We start from the raw sequence: 22,316 nt of genomic DNA, 5'->3' as shown, positions 1-22,316 counted from the left end.
CCCGATCTGCGCGACGATATCGCGCAGTCCGTTGTGACCACCGTGGCCGCCACCCAGCTTCAGCCGCGCGCTGCCCGGCGGCAGGTCGATCTCATCGTGTACCACGAGTATTTTCTCAACCGGCACTTTGAAAAACTGCGCCATCGCGCGCACTGACTTGCCGCTTTCGTTCATAAAGGTCGATGGCTTCAGCAGCCGGACATCTGCACCGTCAATTGAAATGCGTGCGTGAGCGCCGCTGAACTTCCGGTCAGTCGAAAACCGGCCGCCATGGCGTGACGCAAGTTCGTCAACGAACCAGAACCCGGCGTTGTGCCGGGTCTGCTCGTACTCGGAGCCGGGATTACCGAGGCCAACAATCAGGTGCACCCAGAGATCCTCTGCAGGCGTGTCGGGTATGCCGCGCCAGCGGCGCAGCCAATTGAACAATTGCAGCACAACGAATCAGTCAGAGACAGGCGCGGGCTTTCCGCCCGCGCCCCGGGAACAGAATCAGGACTCGCCTTCCGGCGTGTCTGTGTCTTTCGCCTCGGTCTCGTCGATGGTTGGCACTTCGCCCTCTGCTGCCTCTTCGCCTTCGACCGGCTCCAGCTCTTCTTCCTTCATCGGTCGATGGATAGCGACAACCGGTTCATTGCGGTCGTGCGAAAGGTCCGTTATTTCCACCTTGTCAGACGTAACGATCTCGGACAGGTACATCATCTTGTCCAGCTCCAGCTCGGACATGTCAATCTCGAGGTACTCCGGCAGATCGCCCGGCAAACAGGAAATTGAAATCTCGGTCTGCATTTTGGAAATAATACCGCCAGCCTTGACGCCTGGTGCATCTTCCTCGCCGAGGAAATGCAGCGGCACGCTGAGAGTAATTTTTTCGTCGGCCAGCACCCGCTGGAAATCAGCGTGCAGCAGCCGGCGCTTGGCCGGGTGACGCTGCAGGTCCTTGAGAATGGCCTGCTGCTCGACGTCGCCCACCTTGATCGTCAAAATCGACGAATAAAACGACTCGTTTTCCAGCTTGTGCAAAAGCTGGCCGTGGTCCAGCGACAAGGCACGTGCCTCGTCACGACCACCGTACAACACTGCAGGCACTTTGTCGGTAAGACGAAGGCGGCGGCTCGCACCTTTCCCCTTGTCTTCCCGAAGCTCCGCAGTCAATTCGAATGACTTGCTCATAATAATGCTCCGTAAATCCGCTCGCCCGCGACCAGGCGAGCCGGCAATACTGCCAGAGCTTTCGGCCGGTTGCGAGCAAAATCGGCCCCCGAATCAGGCCATTTGGCGTGGGAGCGGCATCTTGCCGCGATTCCCCAAGCGGCGGCTTTCCGCGAGATTTATCGCGCCTGGAAGGCGCTCCCACGGGTGGTACGTGGCAGCGGCATCTTGCCGCGACTCCTTCAGCCGCGAACGACCCTAGTCAACATAGAGCGAGCTGACCGATTCCTCGCCGCTGATCCGGCGCATGGTCTCGGCCAGTAATTCCGCGACGCTGAGCTGGCGGATGCGCGGACAGGCGGCGGCCTCGGCGCCGAGCGGGATCGTGTCGGTGACGACCAGCTCGTCCAGGACCGAGTTGCTGATGCGCTCGACTGCCGGGTCCGACAGGACCGGATGGGTGATGTATGCCAGAACCTTGACGGCGCCGGCTTCCTTCAGCGCGGCCGCTGCCTGGCACATGGTGCCGGCAGTATCGACCAGGTCATCGATCATGATGCAGGTCTCTCCCGCAACCGAGCCGATAATGTTCATTACCTTCGATTCATTCGCCTGCGGGCGCCGCTTGTCGATAATGGCAAGGTCGGCGTCGTCGAGCCGCTTGGCCAGCGCACGCGCGCGAACCACACCACCGACGTCCGGCGAGACAACCACCACGTCACCCTCTTTGCGTTTCCAGGCATCACCCAGCAACACCGGGGACGCGTAGACGTTGTCGACCGGGATATCAAAAAAGCCCTGGATCTGGTCGGCATGCAGATCAACTGTCAGCAACCGGTCAATGCCGGCTGAGGTCAGCAGATTGGCGACCATTTTTGCCGTAATCGCCACTCGCGACGAGCGGGGCCGGCGGTCCTGCCGGGCGTAACCGAAATACGGCACTACCGCGGTAATCCGCGCTGCCGAGGCACGGCGGCAGGCGTCGGCCATGACCAGCAGCTCCATCAGGTTGTCATTCACCGGCGGACAGGTTGACTGCACAAGGAACACATCCCGGCCGCGGATGTTTTCGAGTATTTCGATGCTGACTTCGCCATCGGCGAAGCGGCCGACGCTGATACGTCCCATTGGCATGCGCAGGTGCCGCGCAATACTGCGCGCCAGCGGCTGGTTGGCGTTGCCGGCAAACACTGCCATCTCTGCCGGCTCGGCGGTCTCGTTGGGAAGCCGCGTCACGTCACCGGGGTTGTGCAGGAAGCGGTCGGAGCGTTTGTTTCTGTGGGCCACGATGATCACCTGCTGAATATGGCTGGGGTGGCAGGATTCGAACCTGCGCATGACGGGATCAAAACCCGCTGCCTTACCGCTTGGCTACACCCCAAATCGGATTCCGCCTCCCGGCGCTGCGGCGTCATTGTCAGACTGCGCCGCGAGGGTGTCAATCGCAGGCCGGCTGCTACAGCGACCAGCGACTGATTACGATACGAATGCTGACCTGGTCGCCGTTGTGCAGACGGATCTTGCGCGGCATCTCCCAGTCTCCGGCAGCCTGGTAGCGCTCGTAAAGCACCCGCCAGTCGAGCTGCTCCAGGGTCGCGAGCCGACCGGTCGGGTCAAAGCTTTCCCGCGCCTCATACGCCGGATGCGGCAGGCCGATGACCCAGTAGCGCAGCGCGTCGAGCGGCACGCCCCAGCCCAGCTCGGCCGACAGCGTGCCCTGTGGATCGTCCAGCAGGTAGGTATCACCGTTGGCGCTTTCCAGCACCAGGGCACCGGTGGTGCCGGTTACGCGGAACGCCCCGGCACCGAGCGGCCCGCGAAAATTGATCGACATTTCATCGCCGGCCTGCTGCCAGCTCAATGCGCCGTTAAAACCACGCTGCCCGACCTGCAGCGCGATGCGCCCGTCGAGCGACCAGGCCGGGAGTTCGGCAAGCGCGGCGCTGCGCGAAACCCAGTCCGCCGGAGCATCACCGCGCTGCCCCGGCACACAGCCGGCAACACACAGCAACAGTACCGGCAAAAAACCGCGCATCACTGGCTGAATCGCTGCATGACCTCCAGCAGCGATGTGTCATCGGGGTTTTCTTCCAGTGACGTCTGCCAGATTTCCACGGCTTCCTCGGTGCGGCCCTGCACCCACAGAACCTCGCCGATGTGCGCGGCAATTTCGGGGTCGCGCACCAGCCGGTACGCCTTCTGCAGGTATTCCAGTGCCGCCTCGTTATTACCGCGCTTGTATTCGATCCAGCCCAGGCTGTCGATAATTGCCGGATTACCAGGCTCCAGGTCATAGGCCCGGCGAATCAGCCGGTACGCCTCACGGTGTCGATCAGTGCGGTCAGCCAGGGTATAGCCGAGTGCATTGAGCGCGGTGGCATCATCGGGCTGTTCTTTCAGCAGAGCCCGCAACTCGACGATCGCCAGGTCAACCTGGTCCAGGTCTTCGTACACGAAGGCCCGGGCAAATCGTGCCGCCCGGTTTCCCGGATGACGCGCCAAAACGGCATCGTAAATCTCCAGCGCCCGCTGCATCTGTTTATTGCGTGCCAGCAACTCGCCGGCCGCAATATTAAGTTGTGCATCGTATTTAGGCACGGCGTTGGAAAAGTTAACCAGATGGTCGACTGCCCGGTCGATGTCACCGAGTTTTTCGTACAACCCCGCCGCTCGTGCCTGCGCAGTGATGGCCAGGTCGCCGTCGCGAACCTGGCTGTAATAGCGAATGGCACGCGCAGTCTGCTCGCGTTGCTCGGCGATGGTGCCAAGGTAGAAAAATGCTTCCCAGGTTCCGCGGCCGGTCGCCAGCAGCGAAGTAAAATGCATCTGTGCTGCATCAAGATCACCCCGACGCATCTCCAGCAGACCCGCTGCCCGCAGCGCGCCGGCCATGCGTGGATGCTCCTGCAGCAGCAGGTCCAGCTCCAGCCGGGCCTCCCCTTCGCGATCGAGATTGGCCAGCAACAGCGCATAATCGAGGCGCAGCGACGGATCGCTGGCGTTGCGTGCAAGTTCCGCTGCCTTTTCCAGTCCGGAGTCTTCCTCGCCACGCGCCACCAGGACTCTTGCGTGCAGCAGACCGGCACGTGGCCAGTCCGGGCGCAGCTGCTCGGCTCGCAGCACTTCACGCTGCGCCTTGTCGTAGTTCCCGGCCTGCATCGCCATCAACGCAGACCCGTAGTGGGCTGCGGCCACCTCCGGCTTGCGCGCTACCAGCCGGTCCATTGCCCGCGAGGCAATCACCTGGTCAGGCTCCTCGAGCAGGATGCTGGTGATCGACAAAAAACCGTCCTCGGCGGTGTCACCCAGCATTTCCAGCAAACCGGTCAGCTCGTTTACCGCGCCGTCCAGGTCGCTTTCACGCAGGTACAGGCTGGCAAGGTAACGACGCGCCTCGACGCTGGCCGGTTCCAGCGCGGCCCAGCGCTGCGCGCTGACCAATGCGTCCTTGTTGCGGCCGAGGCTGAACGCCAGGGTCGCGGCCCGCTGCGCAATCTCCGGGTCATCACTCAGCTGCGCTGCCCGGCGGTATTCATCTGCAGCTCCATCGAACTGGTCCCGCTCGAGTGCAAGCTCCGCCAGCAGCAGGTGATATGACGCCTCACCGGCGGCGGTCTCGAACGGTACAACTTCCTCCGCCTGCTGCCCCCGTTCAGGCAACTGGCCGGTGCCGGCACAACCGCCCAGCAACACGGCAATCAGCAAAACCGCCTCGGGACGGCTGTCAAATCGTGGCTTCATACAGGCACCAGGGTGGGTCTCACAACACTATAACCGAAAGCCGCGGGTTGATGGCGTTCGCCGCATCCCGGACAATGCCTGCGTTTCCGCGACTCCGGTCATTGTCTTGTACGCAGCCATCAGCACCAGCCCGCCAACATCTTTGACCGCATTGAACCTGCCCGGGTTGCATTGAATTGAACCGGTCACGCAGCAACCTGTACGTGCTCGGGGTGAATCACCGCACCGCACCTGTGGAAATTCGTGAACAGGTCGCGTTCGATCCGGCCCGGCTGCCCGAAGCGCTGCGTGAGCTGCACGCCACCAGCGGGGTGCGCGGGGCTGTCATCCTTTCGACCTGCAATCGCACCGAGCTGTATTGCGACATGGAGGCTGCGCAGGCCGACAACCTGTGCGACTGGCTTGCAGAGCATCGTGGGTTGTCTGCCGCTGCCCGCGACTCGCTGTACGTGCTCGACGGCCCGGCTGCAGTACGGCATGTATTCGAAGTCGCCTGCGGGCTCGATTCGATGGTGCTGGGTGAACCGCAGATCCTTGGCCAGGTAAAACAGGCCTATGCGGTGGCACAGCAGCATGGTACTGCCGACTCTTTGCTGAATCTGCTGTTCCAGCAGGTGCTGGCAGTTGCCAAGCAGGTGCGCACCGACACCAGCATTGGTGCCAGCCCGGTATCGGTTGCGTCGACGGCGGTGTCGCTGGCGCGCCAGGTCTACTCACGCTTCGACAAGCTGACTGCGCTGCTGGTCGGAGCCGGGGAAACGACACAGCTGACGGCCCGGCACCTGCATTCACACGGAATCGGCCGCATGGTCATCGCCAACCGCAGCGTCGAGCGGGCGCGCGGGCTGGCTCTGCAGTTTGGCGCGTATGCAATTTCGCTGGACGAGGTTGCAACCCACCTGGCCGAAGCCGATTTCCTGTTCTCATCCACTGCCAGCAATGAGCCTGTCATCGATTGCCGGATGGTTGAATCAGCGCTGCAGAAGCGTCGGCACCGGCCAATGTTCATGGTTGACCTGGCTGTCCCGCGTGACATCGCGGCCGATGTTGCCGACCTCGAGGATGTTTACCTGTATACCGTCGATGACCTGCACAGCGTCATCGAGCGCAACCAGCGCAGCCGTGCCGAGGCTGCCGTCGACGCCCGCGTGATAATCGAGGCGGCAACCAAACGCTTTGACAAACTGCTCGCGACGCGCGACGCGGCGCCCCTGATTCGCCAGCTGCGTGGCCAGGTCGAGCAGACACGCGATATTACGGTTGAGCAGGCGCGTCGCATGCTTAAAGCGGGTCGCGACCCGGTCGAGGTAATCGAGTTTATCGCCAACACGCTGACCAGCCGACTGCTGCACAGCCCCAGCACCACCCTGCGCCAGGCGGGCGAGGAAGCCGACGTCGGCCTGAGCCGCGCGGCCGCCGAGCTGTTCGGCCTGTCGCTCGATCCCGAAGACTCCGACTGAGCCGCTCTGGCACAATTGCCCACCATGAGACCAGGAATGGAAAAACGGCTGCACGCCATGGTCGGGCGTCACACGGAAGTGGCGGCGCTGATGGCCGATCCGGACGTGATTACCGACCAGACCCGGTACCGCGACCTGTCGCGGGAGTTTTCGCGCCTCGAGACGGTCGTCAAGGATTTTCACGCATGGCAGAGCGCCTGTGACGAACAGGCAGCGGCAGCAGAAATGGCCGGCGACGATGATCCGCAAATGGCCGAGCTGGCACGCAGCGAGGCAGATGCCGCGGCAGAACTTGCCACCAGCCTGGAGCGGAAACTTCGCGCGCACCTCATTCCGGTCGATCCGCTCGATAACAAGGACGTCTACCTCGAGATACGCGCCGGTACCGGCGGTGACGAGGCGGCAATTTTCGCGGGTGATCTTTTTCGCATGTACAGCCGCTACGCCGAACGCATGAAGTACAAAATGGAAATCATGAGTGAGTCGGCCGGCGAACACGGCGGCTATAAGGAAATAATCGTCAGCCTGCGGGGCAAGCAGCCTTACGCGCACCTCAAATTTGAAAGCGGCGCTCACCGTGTACAGCGAGTACCGGAAACCGAATCACAGGGCCGCATCCACACATCGGCCTGCACCGTGGCGGTCCTGCCGGAAGCCGAGGAAATTGATGAGATCGAACTGAAGGATGACGAACTGCGCATCGACACCTATCGCGCATCCGGCGCCGGTGGCCAGCATGTCAACAAGACCGATTCCGCCGTGCGTATCACGCACCTGCCGACAGGCATCGTGGTGGAGTGCCAGGACGAGCGCTCGCAGCACAAGAACCGCGACCGTGCAAAGTCTTTGCTCAGGGCACGGCTGCTGGGCGACGAGCGCGACCGGCAGAACAGGGAACGTGCGCAGCAGCGCAAGTCGCTGGTAGGATCGGGTGATCGCTCCGAACGTATCCGCACCTATAACTTTCCGCAGGGCCGGGTCACCGACCATCGCATCAATCTCACGCTTTACCGTCTCAGTGATATCCTCGAGGGTGATCTCGACCAGGTTATCGACCCGCTGCGGGCCGAGTATCAGGCCGAACAGCTCGACGACCTTGATATCGAATAAAGAAGAAACATGACCACCACCATCCTCGACACTATCGGCAATACGCCGCTGCTTTACCTGCGTCGTGCCTCGGAAGCCACCGGCTGCGATATTTACGGCAAGGCCGAGTTTCTAAACCCGGGCGCTTCGGTAAAAGACCGTGCCGCACTGGGAATTATTCGCGACGCCGAGCAGCGTGGTGCAATCGATAAAGGCGGCGTCATTGTTGAAGGCACCGCCGGCAACACCGGGATCGGCCTGGCGCTGGTTGGCAATGCACTCGGCTACCGCACGGTTATCGTGATGCCAAACACGCAAAGCCGCGAAAAAGTCGACGCGCTGCGCGCCTATGGCTGCCAGATAAATCAGATTCCGGCGGTGCCCTACAAGAATCCACAGCACTTCATACATCAGTCACGCGAACTGGCGCAGCAGCTGGGGCAAACCGAATCGCGTGGTGTGTTGTGGGCAAACCAGTTCGACAACACAGCCAACCGTGACTTCCATTACCGCACAACCGGGCCGGAAATCTGGCAGCAGACCGCCGGCAAGGTCGATGGCTTCGTCTGTGCGGTCGGTTCCGGTGGCACACTGGCCGGTGTCAGCGCCTGTCTCAGGGAACGCAACCCGGATATCAAGATCGCATTGTCCGATCCTCATGGCAGCGGGCTGTACAACTATTTTGCCAATGGCGAGTTCAAGGTCGAGGGAAGCTCGATCACAGAGGGTATCGGCAACAGCCGCATTACCGGCAACCTGGATGGATGCACGGTCGACTTCCCCATGCAGATACCGGACAGCGAGGCCCTTCCGCTGGTTTTTTCAATGATGCATGACGAGGGCCTGTGCCTCGGTGGTTCCAGCGGCATTAACGTTGCCGGCGCCATGCGCCTGGCACGCGAACTGGGCCCTGGCCATACGATCGTTACAATCCTGTGCGATACCGGCCTGCGTTACCTGCAGCGTTTGTACGATCCGGAATTTTTACGCGAAAAAGGCGTCACGGTACCGGACTGGTTGACCCAGGGCGATTAGCCCAGGGCCTGGTCGATATCGGCGATCAGGTCATCAATGTCCTCGATGCCGACCGACAGACGCACCAGGCTGTCGCTGATACCCAGCTCCTGCCGTTTTTCGGGCGGCACTGAAGCGTGAGTCATGATGGCCGGATGATTCACCAGGCTTTCGACGCCACCGAGGCTCTCGGCCAGGGTGAAAATTTGCAGCCGCTCCATAAAACGACTGGCCTGGGCCAGCCCGCCACGCATTACCAGCGAAACCATGCCGGTAAAGGAATGCATCTGCCGCCGCGCCAGCTCGTACTGCGGGTGATCCGGCAGGCCCGGATAGATGACTCGCTCGACTTCATCCCGTGTCTCCAGATACTCGGCAATGCGCTGGCCATTTTCACCGTGACGCTGCATGCGCACCGCCAGCGTCTTCAGTCCACGCAATGCGAGAAAACTGTCAAACGGCCCTGCCACACTACCGACGGAATTTTGCAGAAAGGCCAGCTGCTCGGCCAGTTCGTCTTCGCGGACCGCCACGACGCCGCCGACGACATCAGAGTGCCCATTTAGATACTTGGTCGCCGAATGCATAACTATGTCGAAACCGTAGTCCAGCGGTCGCTGCACGTACGGTGTTGCAAAAGTGTTGTCGGCTACGGTCAGGATGCCACGCTCACGCCCCACTGCTGCGACCATTTCCAGATCGACCAGTTTGAGCATGGGGTTGGTGGGCGTCTCGATCCAGATCATCTTTGTCTGTGGCCGGATCGCGTTCTCCAGTGAAGCGCGGTCTGTAATGTCGACGAAACTGAAATCCAGCCCGGCCGACCGCTTGCGCACACGCTCGAACAGCCGATAGCTGCCGCCGTAAAGGTCATCCATTGCCACGACGTGACTGCCGGAGTCGAGCAGCTCGAGCAGCGTTCCGGTGGCCGCCATGCCCGAAGCAAAGGCGAAGCCGTGCGTACCATTTTCCAGTCCGGCGACACAGCGCTCGTAGGCCATCCGCGTCGGATTCTGGGTGCGTGAATACTCGTAGCCCTGGTGCTTGCCCGGACTGGCCTGCGCATAGGTCGATGTAGCGTATATCGGCATCATCACCGCCCCGGTCGACGGATCGGGTGCCTGGCCGGAATGGATGGCAAGGGTGGCGAATTTTTGTTTGCGTTTATCGCTCATGCACTGTCTCTCGTTGGCGTTGCGTCGGGCGGCATTTGCTTGCGCAGATGATTCAGTACATCGGCGCGCGTTATCAGGCCAAGAAACCTGCCATCGTGAACAACGGCCGTATACGGCACACCACTGAGCAATGCCACCAGGTTCTGGATGCCAAAATCGATCTGCACACTCGGAAACGCGGTCTGCATCGCCGTATGTACATGATCATGCAGCCGCTCCGGGTGTCCGAAGGCGATGCGAATAATGTCTTCCTCGGTGAGCACACCGACCAGCTCGCCGGCTTCCATCACCGGCAGCTGGGAAAAACCCGCATTGCGTAACCGATTGTGCGCGGTCACCAGGATGTCTTCCGGACCTACCGTAACCGTCGCCGCCTGCTCGTGCGGCCGACCAATCAGGTCGCGCAGGTCGCCATGCTGCTCACGCTGAACAAAACCCTGGTCTTCCATCCAGAAGTCGTTGTAAAGCTTTGACAGGTATTTGTTGCCGGTATCACAGGCAAAGGTCAACACCCGTTTTGGCTCAGTCTGTTCGCGACAGTAGCGCAAGGCGGCAGCTACAAGCGTGCCGCTGGACGAACCGGCCAGCAGGCCTTCCTTCAGCAACAACTCACGTGCCACCGAAAACGACTCGGCATCGTCTATGGTGTAGGCGCTGGCAATCGCTTCGAGATCGGCTATGTCGGGGATAAAGTCTTCGCCAATTCCCTCCACCAGCCAGGTGCTGCTGGCACCAAGCTTGCCGGTATCAACGTAGTCTGCGAGCACCGAACCCTTGGGATCGGCCAGCACAATCTGCACTTTCGGTGCGTGCTTGCGAAAAAACCGCGTCAGACCGGTAATCGTGCCGGAGGTACCCACGCCAACCACCACGGCGTCCACATCGTGGCCCATCTGCTCCCAGATTTCCGGAGCGGTGGTCGCTTCGTGAGCATCGGGGTTGTCCGGGTTACCGAACTGGTTGATGTAATAGCCACCGTTCTGAGTGGCAATCGTGCTGGCGAGATCCTGGTAATACTCGGGATGACCGCGGGCAACATCGGAACGGGTCAGCACTATCTCTGCCCCCATTGCGCGCAGGTTGAAAATCTTTTCCTGGCTCATCTTGTCGGGTATCACCAGAACAAGGCGATAGCCCTTCTGTGCAGCAGCCAGCGCCAGCCCGATACCGGTGTTCCCGGCAGTTGCCTCGACAATGGTATCGCCCGGCCTGATGTCACCGCGCTTCTCGGCGGCCTCGATCATCGCGATACCGATACGGTCCTTGATGGACCCGCCCGGATTGGCCAGCTCCAGCTTGAGGTACAGCCGGCACGGACCGGTGTCGATATTGGTTATCTCGAGCAGAGGCGTGTTCCCGATCATCTCGAGCACGCTGCGGTAAATGCTCATGGTCGCAAACTCCGGCGGGCAACAGGTGGCTGGAAGTGGCGCTATTCTAGCCCGTAACCGGCGGCTATGCGCTGGTGGCACGGTATCATTGGCCGCATGTCAGTGATGGTCGAAAAACCAGCGCAAAATACAGTCGCCACCGTGCTCGCTAATGCGGCCCGGCAGCTCGCGGAGACGTCTGCGCCACGCCTGGACGCCGAGCTGTTGCTGGCTCACCTGTTGCAGAAGGATCGCGCCTGGCTGGCGGCCAGGCCGGAGCATGAATTGCCGGAGACCGTCGTGCAGGAGTTTTTGCAGCTGGTTGACCAGCGCAACAGCGGCATCCCGCTGGCCTACCTCACCGGCGTGCGAGAATTCTGGTCGCTGCAACTCGAAGTGAATACCCACACGCTGGTGCCACGACCGGAAACGGAGCTGCTGGTGGAACAGGCCCTGGCGCTGGCCGGGCTGCACGACTGCATCATCGATGCCGGCACCGGCAGCGGCGCAATTGCCCTTGCGCTGGCCAGCGAGCTCCCGGCAGCAAAGGTCATCGCAACGGATATCTCGGCCGCTGCTTTGCAGGTTGCGCGGGCCAATGCCGACAGGCTGAACCTGAACATACATTTCGTTCGGGCAAACTGGCTCACCGGGCTGGCCGGCGCTGATCTTATTGTGTCCAACCCGCCGTATATCGCCGCAAATGACCCGCACCTGCAGACCGATGGCGTAAGCGCCGAACCGCCGCTGGCTCTGGTCGCCGGCGACGATGGCATGGAAGCATTCCGGCAAATCGTGCCGCAGGCAATGAGCTGCCTGCAGCCAGCCGGCTGGCTGTTATTCGAACACGGCTATGATCAGGCAGAGTCAGTTGCGCAGCTGATGCGGGATGCCGGTTTTACGGATATTTCCACGCGCCGGGATCTCGGCGACCGGGCGCGGCTGACGATGGGCCGAAAACCGGATATCAGCCCTCAGCGCCGCTGAGTAATTCACGCAGCCACTCGATTATGTCGATGCCCATATCGTCGAGCATGCTGGCGACGATGGAAATCACTATGCCGCCAACAATCAGGAGTGAAAAAAGATTCGACATCAGTTTCGACCCGCGTTTTTCCGGTTCACGCGGCACGCTTACTCGCTGATGCCGATTAACGCCCCGCCGTGCAATCTCGGCTTCGACAAGCATTCGGTCCGTTGCGTTGATACGCGGATCGCGAATCCGCGCAATCAGTTCGGCGTCTGACATCTCTGCCACACGCTGCTTTTCCTTGTTGAAGTTCAGCTCCATCAGTGCAGTCGATCATAGCAGGGCCGGCTGCCGCCACTAAAGCCGTCGCGGCACACGCAGTCAGGCTGCGGCACTTCCTGCTTCATAGCCGAGTACCGGGCTCAGCCAGCGCTCGGCAGCCTCGATGCTGACGCCCTTGCGGCGCGCATAGTCAACAACCTGATCGCGTGCAATCTGGCCCAGCGGAAAATACTTCGAGTCCGGATGCGAGAAGTACCAGCCGCTGACGGCCGCTGTTGGCAGCATTGCAAAGGACTCGGTCAGCGAGATGCCGGCGCGCGCCTCAACATCGAGTAATTGCCACAGCGTCTGTTTTTCGGTGTGATCGGGGCAGGACGGATAGCCCGGCGCCGGCCGGATGCCGCGGTAGTCTTCGGCGATGAGCTGGTTGTTGCCGAGCTTCTCATCGGCGGCATAACCCCAGTATTCCCGGCGTACCCGTTCATGCAGCCGTTCGGCAAAGGCCTCGGCAAAGCGATCGGCGAGCGATTTCAGCAGAATTGCGTTGTAGTCGTCGTTGTCGGCTTCGAAGGCTGCAACCCGTTCTGTGAGCCCCCCGGCTGCCACAGCAAACGCCCCGACGTAATCGTCCCGGCCGCTGTCGCGTGGCGCGACGAAATCGGCGAGGCTGTAATGCGCCTGCCCTGCCGGCTTCTTTTTCTGCTGTCGCAAATGATGCAGTTCAACCAGAACCTGATCGCGGTCGGGGCCGGAGTACACCTCTATATCGTCCAGCCCGGTCTGATTGGCGGCAAACAGACCAATGACGCCACGTGCCCGCAGCCAGCGCTCATTGATGATGCGCTCAAGCATTTTCTGACCGTCTGCAAACAGACGACGCGCTGCTTCGCCAACCTTGTCGTCGTCGAGCACGCGCGGGAACCCCCCGCTCAGCTCCCATGCATTAAAAAACGGCCCCCAGTCGATATAACGCGCAAGTTCTTCCAGCGAATAGTTATCGAATGTCTCGATGCCCAGCTCGGACGGTTGTGGCGGCTGGTACTCCTGCCATTCGCACTGCCAGCGATTGGCGCGCGCCTGCTCCAGGCTCAGCTCCGGTCCCTTACGCCTGCGCCGGCCATGCTGCTCGCGACGGCGGGCGCATTCCTGTGCCACATCGGCAACGAATATCTCGCGGTTCTCGGTGCTTACCAGTGACTGCGCCACCCCGACAGCACGCGAGGCATCCTTGACGTAAATAACCGCACCCTCATAGGCCGGGTCGATCTTTACCGCCGTATGGGCCGGCGAGGTTGTTGCGCCACCAATCAGCAGCGGAATATCAAACCCGGTTCGCTGCATTTCGGCCGCAACGTGAACCATCTCGTCCAGCGACGGAGTGATCAGCCCGGACAGGCCGATGATATCGGCATCGTTGATGCGCGCCGCCTCGAGGATCTTCTCGGCCGGCACCATGACGCCAAGATCGACTACCTTGAAGTTATTGCACTGCAGGACCACGCTGACGATGTTCTTGCCGATGTCATGCACGTCACCTTTGACCGTCGCCACGACAATGGTGCCGTTCGAGCTGCTCTGACCGCCCTTGCTGCGCTCGATGTAAGGCACCAGGTGTGCGACGGCTTTTTTCATCACCCGCGCAGACTTGACGACCTGCGGCAGGAACATCTTGCCGGCACCAAACAGGTCGCCTACGACGTTCATGCCATCCATCAGCGGCCCCTCGATAACCTCGATGGGCATGTCAGCCTGCTGCCGTGCTTCCTCGGTGTCGGCAATAATAAATTCGTCGATGCCCTTGACCAGCGCATGCGACAGCCGCTCGCGCACGGGCTTGTTGCGCCAGGCGGTATCGGGCGCAGCGGCTGCCTTGCCCTCGCCTTGATAACTCTGGGCGATTGCCAGCAGCCGGTCGGTTGCGTCGTCACGCCGGCCGAGAATTACATCCTCGACCGCATCACGCAGTTCGGCCGGGATTTCCTCGTAAATTTCCAGTTGCCCGGCATTGACGATGCCCATATCCAGGCCGGCCTCGATCGCGTGATACAAAAACACCGAGTGCATCGCTTCGCGCACCGGGTTGTTACCGCGAAAGGAAAAAGAAACATTGCTGACACCGCCGCTGACCAGCGCGTGCGGCAGCTTCTGCTTGATCGCGGCCACCGCATCGATAAACGCCTTGCCGTAGCCATTGTGTTCGGCGATACCGGTGGCAACTGCGAAAATATTCGGGTCAAAGATGATGTCTTCAGGCGGAAAATCTACCTTGTCGATGAGCAGGTTGTAGGCCCGCTCGCATATTTCCACCTTGCGCTCGAACGTGTCAGCCTGCCCCTGCTCATCGAAGGCCATCACGATTACCGCAGCGCCGTAGCGGCGCACCAGTCGCGCCTGCTCAAGGAACTGATCTTCGCCTTCCTTCAGGCTGATCGAGTTCACGATGCCTTTGCCCTGCACACACTTGAGCCCGGCTTCGATTACGCTCCACTTTGATGAATCGATCATTACCGGCACCCGGGCAATATCGGGCTCTGCGGCAACCAGGTTGAGGAACGTGGTCATAGCCTGCTCGGATTCGAGCATGCCCTCGTCCATGTTGACGTCGATTATCTGCGCGCCGTTTTCCACCTGCTGACGCGCAACGTCGACGGCCTTTGCATAATCGCCAGCGGTAATCAGCCGGCGGAATACCGCCGAGCCGGTAACGTTGGTACGCTCGCCGACGTTGACAAACAGGCTGCTGGGGCTGATGTTCAGCGGCTCCAGTCCGCTGAGCCTGGTGCGGGTTTTCAGTTCGGGCACAACGCGCGGCGCACACGCTTCCACTGCCTGCGCCAGCATCCCGATGTGCCCCGGCGTTGTGCCGCAACAGCCGCCCACGAGATTGACGAAGCCGGCATCGGCAAATTCACGGACTATTGCGGCCATTTCCTGCGGCGTCTGGTCGTATTCGCCAAAGGAATTTGGCAACCCGGCATTGGGATAGACACCAACCCAGCAATCAGCGATGCGCGACAGTTCCTCGATGTACGGACGCAGTTCGGCGGCACCGAGCGCGCAGTTGAGGCTCACCATAAACGGACGCACGTGGCGTACGGAGTTCCAGAATGCCTCGGTAGTCTGGCCCGACAAGGTGCGGCCGGAAGCGTCGGTAATCGTGCCGGACACGATTACCGGCACATCCTGGTCGACTTCCTCCAGGACTGTCGCAATACCGAACAACGCTGCCTTGGCATTGAGGGTGTCGAAAATCGTCTCCACCAGCAGCAGGTCGACACCGCCGCGCAACAGTGCCCGCGTCGAATCGGCATAAGTCTCGGCCAGCTCATCGAAAGTAACATTGCGCGTGCCGGGGTCATTGACGTCCGGCGAAATCGATGCCGTTCGCGTCGTCGGTCCCAGCGCGCCGGCAACAAAACGCAACCTGCCTGTTTCTCGCCCGATCTCGTCGGCTGCCTGCCGCGCCAGCCGTGCTGCCGCCTCGTTCAGTTCCGCTGCAATATCCGCCATGCCGTAATCGGCCATAGACGGTGCGTTGGCGGTGAAGGTGTTGGTCTCGATAATATCGGCGCCGGCGCGCAGATACTCACGGTGGATGTCGAGAACCACATCCGGCCGCGTTAATGACAACAGGTCATTATTGCCCTTGAGGTCCTGCGGCCAGTTCGCGAACCGCTCACCACGGAAATCTTCTTCAGTCAGCCGGTGCGACTGTATCTGCGTACCCATCGCGCCATCGAGTACAGCGATGCGCTGCGTGAGCAGCTCGTCGAGTGCCTTGCGAACGTCAGAGCTCATTGCATTCAACCCGTTGCGACGCCGCTTTCCGCGTTGTCTGTCGCGGGACGCACACCAAGCGCATGGCAGATCGCCTTGGTCAGTTCGTAGCGGTTGAGCGTATAGAAATGGAAGTCACGCACGCCGTGCTCGTACAGGCGATTGACCTGCTCGATCGCAGTATTTGCGGCAATCATCTGGCGCGTCGTGGGATCATCGTCGAGCCCTTCAAAACGGTCGTGCAGCCAGCGCGGGACACTTGTGCCGCACATTTGCGCAAAACTCAGCAGGCGAGCAAAATTTGTTACGGGCAATATTCCTGGTACGATTTCGACAGCGATTCCGGCAGCACTGCAGCGGTCACGAAAACGCAGGAAGCACTCGGTATCGAAAAAGAACTGGGTGATTGCACGGCTGGCACCGGCATCAACCTTGCGCTTCAGGTTATCAAGATCGAACTGCGGGCCCGGTGCCTCCGGGTGCACCTCCGGATAAGCGGCCACCGAAACCTCGAAGTCGGCAACCCGCAGCAGGCCGGCCACCAGGTCGGCAGCGTAGGCATAACCCTGCGGGTGCGGTTCGTAGCTGTCACTGCCCTGCGGCGGATCGCCGCGCAATGCGACGATGTGGCGCACTCCGGCCTCCCAGTAACGCCGCGCAATGTCATCGATTTCGGCGCAGCTGGCTCCAACACAGGTCAGGTGCGCGGCCGGCCGCAGGGAGGTTTCGCTCAGGACGCGTGCAACGACGTTGTGAGTGCGATCGCGGGTTGAGCCATCGGCGCCATAAGTTACCGATACAAATGATGGCCCCAGCGGTTCGAGGTTTTGCACCGAGCGCCATAAAGTCTGCTCCATCTTCTCGCTTTTTGGCGGGAAGAACTCGAACGATACACGTAAGTCGCGCTGGTCAGTCATCAGGTTACTCAGGCAACAGCTGTGCCACGGCGTTGCTGCATTACAGCCACCGAGAGTACGACCTTGAGCGAACTGCCGTCGAGATGACGCAGGTCGGCACAGTGTAAACCGGCCGCCTCGAACCATTGCTGCAGGCTGTCGTCACTGACCCCGGGTATGTCGTGACCACCGCCACCATTACGGGAAAAATCGACCACCAGCAGCTGGCCATCCGAACGCAACACGCGCGCTGCTTCGCGCACGGCTTTTGGCGGATCGTCCGCCAGGTACAACACGTGATCAACGGTCACGGTATTAAAGGAGTTATCGGGGAACGGCAGCCCGTACATATCGCCGCGACGCACCATGATCTTGTTCAGGCCGGCTGCGTGCAGGTTGCTGCGCGCGACCGCCAGCATTTCCGGTGACAGGTCGATTCCGACTGCACTTTCAGCATGACCGCCCAGCAACTTCAGCATGCGCCCCGTTCCGGTCCCAACGTCGAGCAGGTCGCCAATATTATTTCGGTCCAGCAGCTCGACAATGATGTGATTAATTTCGGAATCCGCGACGTTGGCCTCGCGCAACCGGGACCAGTCCTCGGAATTGAAACGCAGGTAGTCAGCCGCCCGGCGTGCCCGCTCGGACTTGATTTTTTCCATTCGGCCGTTGTCGAGTTGCAGCTGTTCGTCTTCGTCCGGCAGCAGGCTAAGCAGCTGCTGCACCAGGGTTGCACCCTCGCCTTTGGCAGGAACGCGATACAAAACGTAATGACCCTCGCGAAACCGGATGAGCAGACCTGCGTTACACAACAACTTGAGGTGCCGCGAAACGCGCGGCTGGCTTTGACCGACGATATGGGTGATCTCGCTGACAGTGAGTTCACCTTCGGCACAGATAGCGAGCAACCTGAGCCGGGTCGGCTCGGCTGCGGCCCGTAACGCTTCGATCATCCGTCGGAGACCTTGGGCCATTCCGTGCCCTCCTCACAGTTGCAAATATACGTATATCTTTAACTTATATCAAGTTGACATAATTATATTTTGGGGGCCTCGCCCCCATTTAGGCAAAGACTAACGTGAATTCGCGGGGCCTGGCAAAAAAACCGGCGACGTGCTGCAAGATCAGTCGTCGTCTCGGCCGCCAAAGACCCCCAGATCGCCAAGCAGTGAGAGGACGCCGAAGAACACGGCAATCAGGCAAATGAAGAGCATCCAGGCCGGCAGCCCGTAAATCCAGCAGGCGACAGCGGCGGCGGCCGGCAGCCCGATAAACAGGATGTCGAGCCCGCGTTTTTTCAGTGCCAGCAACAGCCCTTCCATACCACTAAAGATACCGCAGAAACACGGTAACTGCAGCGTGGCCGGTCACTTACGTCACATCCGGTTTGCTGGCAACAACCAGCACGTTCTTGCCGAAGCTGCCCAGCGTCAGCTGATCGACCAGCCGGCTCACAGGAAACAGGAAGCGGTCGTAAACCCGCACCGAACGCGGACTGATAACGCCGCTGTCGTCACCGATAAACCGGTAAGCCAGGGCAGCAAGAAATCCCAGGCTGTCCGCATACCGGGCCGTCTCAACTTTCAGTCCGGCCTGGCGCACTATTCGCACCAGCGCGCGCCGGCGGTAGCGGCGCAGATGGCCGACACGCCTGTCCATTGCGCCGAACAGCAGCTGAAACGCTGGCACATAGATCAGCAGGCGGCCGCCAGGTCGCAGGCACCTGGTCATTTCCTTGACTGCGCCGAGATCATCACCAATATGCTCGAGCACATTGAGCGTATAAACGCTATCGACCGAATCCGGTGACAGACCGGTTGTGGATTGATGCGCCTCCAGCCCGTCCGCTGCCAGTCGCTCTCGCAAGGCTGCAGCCGGTTCGATGCAAACCACATTGCGACCGCGTTCTTTCAGACTAGCTGCAAACGTGCCGGCACCGGCACCGAAATCCATCAACCGGGATCCGCTCGTGTAATGGCAGATCAGGTCGATCAGAAAGTTGTTGTAGCGGCGGGCATGACGCATTGCCTCGAGATTCTCGACGCCAGGATAGACCTCGTTAGCTGCCGGCACGTCACTCATCGCTGGCCGCCTGCCGTAGCCGGCGATCCCACGGGCGTGACGCGATAGATACGAAGATACGGCACTGACGGTGCGCCATCGGTGACTGCCTGCGCCAGCAGCTCCAGGCCCGGGTGCTGGTCTGCCATGATCAGGTGCTCGACCAATGTCGGGCTGGCCGCGGCAATGCGTTCAAACGAAACGCCGGCAGCCAATGCCTGTAACACATCCGGCAAGCGACTCAGACGCACCAGGACATAGTCTGCATGGTGCTCGGTATCGGCGAACTGCTGTGGCGTCAACGACAGCAACCTTTTTACCTCTGCCACCTTCTGGAAATGCTGCGGCGTTAACAGCAGGTTATTTGCGATCACCCGGCACGACGTGTGGTAGCGAATGTAATGACCATCATTCATGGAGGCCAGCACATTCCCGGGCTGCTGGCTGCACAGCTGGTCAAGCACAGGAAATACCGGTGCTATGTGCTGGTAATCCACATCGTTTGCCGGGACAAATTCAGCGAGGCGTTGCGTCTGCAGTACCGGTATATAGGCGAACAGGTATGCGACGGCGGCAGCACCGGCTACGGCCGCGCCGGGCCATTGTTTCTTTTGCGTTACTGCGGCAAGCAGATACAACGGCCCGAGTATCATTGCCCACGACCCGAAATACTGCATCCGGTACTGCATCGCCATCAGCGCAAGACAAAACACGGCGCTTACAGCCAGGTGCAGCTGCCGGCTGTTCTTCTCCCGCCACACTTGCCACGCAAAATACAAAAGCAGGACCGGGACCAGGAATATCAGCAGGCTGTACAGGCTGCCCACACCCTTCAGACCCCAGCTGCCGAGCAGCAGGGCAAACGGGCTTTTTGTTTCCGCGATGACGTTCAGCACCGCGTCAATGCTGGCCGATACAAATTGTGCACCGGTCAGCACCTGTGAGGCGATCGGGACAGCCAGTGCTGCGGATACGGCAGCCACAACTGCAAACGCCCGGGCACTGTACGGCCGCAGCGCTATCGCTACGAGCACAACCGCACTGCATACGGCCACGTACAGGTGGAACCAGGAATGCGTGGTAAAACTGAACTGCAGGTCAGCAAAGGGTGCCGAAGGCAACAATCCGAGCAAAGTTGTAGCAACCAGCGCGGCAGCAAGCCTGAACATGACAGCGGGTGCCGGTAGGGACCCACGCCACCACAACAGCAGCGCTGTTGCGAGCGCCGGCAATTGCAGGATGAACAGCGCACTGTGAAACGCCGTCGCCAGGCCGAGCACGCTGCCGAGGGCTATGGCCGCGCCGCCGCTGCCCGTCGCGAAGAACCGCAGACCGAGCCACAGGCTCAGCAAAACAAATGTCTGCTCGATGAAGTGATGATCCAGCGTGCCAAGGCCGTGCAGCTGCTGGTTGAGTTGCGCCCCGGCAAATGCCAGCGCTGCTACTGCCAACAGTGGCAACGGCAGTCGCAACTGGCGGCACACGGCGATGAACAGGCCCGTATTGACAACAAACCAGGCCACAGCAACATGTGCCAGCACCGCCATCGGCGCGATACCCGGGCTGAGCCAGGCAACAAATCTGACCAGCCGACTCAGCAGGTAATCGTAGGCCCAGGGCCAGGTGACCCAGCTGCCCTCAGGCACATGAATCGTGTTGTCGAACTGGTAAAAACCACGCGCACTGAATGCGGCATCCAGTATCCGGCGCGCATGATAGAAAGAGTCGTTGCCAACGGGAATGAATTGCGACCCGAACAGAGCTGCATCGGTATATTGCAGGGCGCTGACAATGGCCAGCAGACTGGCCCCGATCCAGATGAAAAAAACCACGCCACGATCACTCACGGGCGCCATCCTGTCTTAGCGAATACCCAGTGACGTGCGCCGAGGTAGTTGAATACCATCGCTACCAGGGCCCCGACTGCAACGGCCGCCACGGGTACCTGCCGTAACGCCTCTGACAGGGTCAGCAGCAGCGCATAAACCGCAAAATTGACGACTATGCCACTCGACTGCACGGTGACATAGCGCACGAATTCCTTCGCAGCTCCAGTTGTGCCGGCAGTGCGAAAAACGAAACGCCGGTTCAGGCCCCACGTGACCACAACCGCAACCGCCGTTGCCAGGATTCGCGGCAGGACATACCCGCCCAGCGTCGAGTACAGCAACTGGAATACCGCAGCGTCGACGATAAACCCGACCATGCCAACGACGGCAAATGCCGGGAAAAGAGACTCGCGTTTATCCCCGGTCATTCTGGCGGCGAAAGATGCCGGGCCCCCGGACCACGCTGCCGCAGGTAGTGCAGGCGTTTTATCTCGCGCCGGCCGCGCGTCACGGTATCGAGAATCAGGCCACAGCCCAGCGACAGAAACGCCAGCAGCATCAGGCCGGTTGACAGCACGGCGGTCGGAAGTCGTGGCACCAGCCCGGTAGCCAGAAATTCCACGATAACCGGCCTTGCCAGGCCAACCGACAGCAGCACGAGGACTACAAATATCGATGCGAAAAAGAACAGCGGCCGTTCTTCCTTTATCAGCACCAGTATCTGCCTGAGAATTCGTGTGCCGTCGCGCCAGGTGCTCAACTTGCTGTCGCTCCCACTGGGTCGTTCGTGATACGGCGTGTCCAGTTCTGCCTGCGGCATGCCAAGTTCCAGCGCATGCACAGTAAGCTCGGTCTCAATTTCAAAACCGCCGCTGAGTGCCGGGAAAGATTTGACGAAGCGACGCGACAGCACCCGATAGCCCGACAACATGTCTGACACAGGTTTGCCAAAGCTGCGGGACACGAGGGCGGTAAGAAAACGATTACCAAAACGGTGGCCGGCACGAAATGCGCTTTGCGACGTCGCGACCCGGCGCGCCGTGACCATATCGAGCTCCTCCTCCACCAGCATCTGCACCATGCGTGGCGCCGATGCCGCATCGTAAGTCGCATCGCTGTCGGTGAGGATGTAGATATCGGCGTCAATGTCGGCAAACATCCTGCGTACCACGTGACCTTTGCCCTGCTCGCGCTCCCGCACCACCGTGGCACCGTGACTGCGTGCAATGGCCGCAGAATCATCGCTGGAGTTGTTGTCGTACACGTAGACCCTGGCCCGCGGAACGCTGGCCCGGAAATCATCAATGACCGCTCCGATCGTGGCGGCCTCGTTGTAACAGGGCAGCAGCACGGCAACACTCAGGTCGCCATCGTCCTGGCCGGCGCGAGTGATATTTAAAGGAGCGGCAGAGGTCATGGCGGCAATTGTACATAAGCCAGCCAACTGCAGAATGTGCGCCAGTTCCGGTTTCCGGGGCTGTCCCGACCGGGCGGCCGGGG

20 protein-coding genes and 1 tRNA gene are annotated in these 22,316 nt (G+C 60.7%); 4 read left to right on the top strand and 17 right to left on the bottom strand.

Going from position 1 to position 22,316, the window contains the following annotated elements; genetic code table 11:
• The 6 genes from pth to HKN06_05600 form a co-directional block, all read right to left on the bottom strand.
• Positions 1-360: aminoacyl-tRNA hydrolase (pth, locus tag HKN06_05625; GenBank protein ID NNF60793.1), on the bottom strand; the 360-nt coding region annotated here is incomplete at its 3' end.
• Between the two features lie 132 nt (positions 361-492).
• Positions 493-1,173: a 50S ribosomal protein L25/general stress protein Ctc gene (locus tag HKN06_05620; GenBank protein NNF60792.1), complete on the bottom strand. Its 681-nt coding sequence runs from the start codon at positions 1,171-1,173 to the stop codon at positions 493-495.
• 237 nt (positions 1,174-1,410) lie between these two features.
• Entirely contained in the window at positions 1,411-2,349 is a 939-nt protein-coding gene (locus HKN06_05615; protein NNF60791.1) for a ribose-phosphate pyrophosphokinase, read from the bottom strand.
• A 109-nt stretch (positions 2,350-2,458) separates the two neighbouring features.
• Positions 2,459-2,533: transfer RNA gene (locus HKN06_05610), tRNA-Gln, on the bottom strand.
• A gap of 75 nt (positions 2,534-2,608) precedes the next feature.
• Positions 2,609-3,187 carry an outer membrane lipoprotein LolB gene (gene lolB / locus HKN06_05605; protein ID NNF60790.1) on the bottom strand — a complete coding sequence of 193 codons (579 nt, stop codon included), beginning with the start codon at positions 3,185-3,187 and terminating at the stop codon, positions 2,609-2,611.
• Positions 3,187-4,893: a tetratricopeptide repeat protein gene (locus HKN06_05600; GenBank protein NNF60789.1), complete on the bottom strand. Its 1,707-nt coding sequence runs from the start codon at positions 4,891-4,893 to the stop codon at positions 3,187-3,189. Before HKN06_05600 ends, lolB begins: the two co-directional genes overlap by 1 nt.
• Before the next feature lie 197 nt (positions 4,894-5,090).
• Here HKN06_05600 and HKN06_05595 point away from each other — a divergent pair, with 197 nt between their 5' ends.
• From HKN06_05595 to HKN06_05585, 3 genes are read left to right on the top strand one after another with little or no spacing between them, the layout of a single operon-like run.
• The gene (locus HKN06_05595) at positions 5,091-6,353 is read left to right on the top strand and encodes a glutamyl-tRNA reductase (protein NNF60788.1); all 1,263 of its coding nucleotides are present in this window, start codon (positions 5,091-5,093) and stop codon (positions 6,351-6,353) included.
• 24 nt (positions 6,354-6,377) lie between these two features.
• Positions 6,378-7,463 carry a peptide chain release factor 1 gene (gene prfA / locus HKN06_05590; protein ID NNF60787.1) on the top strand — a complete coding sequence of 362 codons (1,086 nt, stop codon included), beginning with the start codon at positions 6,378-6,380 and terminating at the stop codon, positions 7,461-7,463.
• A 9-nt stretch (positions 7,464-7,472) separates the two neighbouring features.
• Positions 7,473-8,477: a cysteine synthase A gene (locus HKN06_05585; protein NNF60786.1), complete on the top strand. Its 1,005-nt coding sequence runs from the start codon at positions 7,473-7,475 to the stop codon at positions 8,475-8,477.
• Here HKN06_05585 and HKN06_05580 read toward each other — a convergent pair.
• Both HKN06_05580 and HKN06_05575 read right to left on the bottom strand, forming a co-directional pair.
• Complete coding sequence (locus tag HKN06_05580; GenBank protein ID NNF60785.1) at positions 8,474-9,631, bottom strand: cystathionine gamma-synthase; 1,158 nt, start codon at positions 9,629-9,631, stop codon at positions 8,474-8,476. The genes HKN06_05585 and HKN06_05580 overlap by 4 nt on opposite strands.
• Complete coding sequence (locus tag HKN06_05575; GenBank protein NNF60784.1) at positions 9,628-11,022, bottom strand: pyridoxal-phosphate dependent enzyme; 1,395 nt, start codon at positions 11,020-11,022, stop codon at positions 9,628-9,630. Before HKN06_05575 ends, HKN06_05580 begins: the two co-directional genes overlap by 4 nt.
• Before the next feature lie 105 nt (positions 11,023-11,127).
• On the opposite strand from HKN06_05575, the gene prmC reads away from it, so the two are divergent.
• Positions 11,128-11,988 (top strand): peptide chain release factor N(5)-glutamine methyltransferase, encoded by an 861-nt coding sequence (gene prmC, locus HKN06_05570; GenBank protein NNF60783.1) that lies wholly within the window; start codon positions 11,128-11,130, stop codon positions 11,986-11,988.
• Here prmC and HKN06_05565 read toward each other — a convergent pair.
• The 9 genes from HKN06_05565 to HKN06_05525 all read right to left on the bottom strand — a co-directional run bounded on the left by HKN06_05565 (position 11,969) and on the right by HKN06_05525 (position 22,233).
• On the bottom strand, positions 11,969-12,292 hold the full coding sequence (locus HKN06_05565) for a hypothetical protein (GenBank protein NNF60782.1): 324 nt from the start codon (positions 12,290-12,292) through the stop codon (positions 11,969-11,971). The genes prmC and HKN06_05565 overlap by 20 nt on opposite strands.
• Before the next feature lie 60 nt (positions 12,293-12,352).
• A complete protein-coding gene (metH, locus tag HKN06_05560) occupies positions 12,353-16,051 on the bottom strand; it encodes a methionine synthase (GenBank protein NNF60781.1) in 3,699 nt (1,232 codons plus the stop codon).
• Positions 16,052-16,056: 5 nt separating this feature from the next.
• Positions 16,057-16,947, bottom strand: a complete 891-nt coding sequence (gene metF, locus HKN06_05555; protein ID NNF60780.1) for a methylenetetrahydrofolate reductase — start codon at positions 16,945-16,947, stop codon at positions 16,057-16,059.
• Between the two features lie 8 nt (positions 16,948-16,955).
• Complete coding sequence (locus HKN06_05550; protein ID NNF60779.1) at positions 16,956-17,900, bottom strand: metalloregulator ArsR/SmtB family transcription factor; 945 nt, start codon at positions 17,898-17,900, stop codon at positions 16,956-16,958.
• 150 nt (positions 17,901-18,050) lie between these two features.
• Positions 18,051-18,236 (bottom strand): hypothetical protein, encoded by a 186-nt coding sequence (locus HKN06_05545; GenBank protein ID NNF60778.1) that lies wholly within the window; start codon positions 18,234-18,236, stop codon positions 18,051-18,053.
• Positions 18,237-18,297: 61 nt separating this feature from the next.
• Positions 18,298-19,008: a class I SAM-dependent methyltransferase gene (locus HKN06_05540; protein ID NNF60777.1), complete on the bottom strand. Its 711-nt coding sequence runs from the start codon at positions 19,006-19,008 to the stop codon at positions 18,298-18,300.
• A complete protein-coding gene (locus HKN06_05535; GenBank protein ID NNF60776.1) occupies positions 19,005-20,834 on the bottom strand; it encodes a hypothetical protein in 1,830 nt (609 codons plus the stop codon). Before HKN06_05535 ends, HKN06_05540 begins: the two co-directional genes overlap by 4 nt.
• Positions 20,831-21,244, bottom strand: coding sequence for a GtrA family protein (locus HKN06_05530; GenBank protein NNF60775.1), 414 nt, complete (start codon positions 21,242-21,244; stop codon positions 20,831-20,833). Before HKN06_05530 ends, HKN06_05535 begins: the two co-directional genes overlap by 4 nt.
• Positions 21,241-22,233 (bottom strand): glycosyltransferase, encoded by a 993-nt coding sequence (locus HKN06_05525; GenBank protein NNF60774.1) that lies wholly within the window; start codon positions 22,231-22,233, stop codon positions 21,241-21,243. The genes HKN06_05530 and HKN06_05525 overlap by 4 nt, the downstream gene beginning before the upstream one ends.
• Positions 22,234-22,316: the final 83 nt, after the last annotated feature.

This window comes from Gammaproteobacteria bacterium, assembly GCA_013003425.1.
Classification (GTDB): domain Bacteria; phylum Pseudomonadota; class Gammaproteobacteria; order Steroidobacterales; family JABDKV01; genus JABDJB01.
This window is presented reverse-complemented; position numbering and strand designations above follow the sequence as displayed.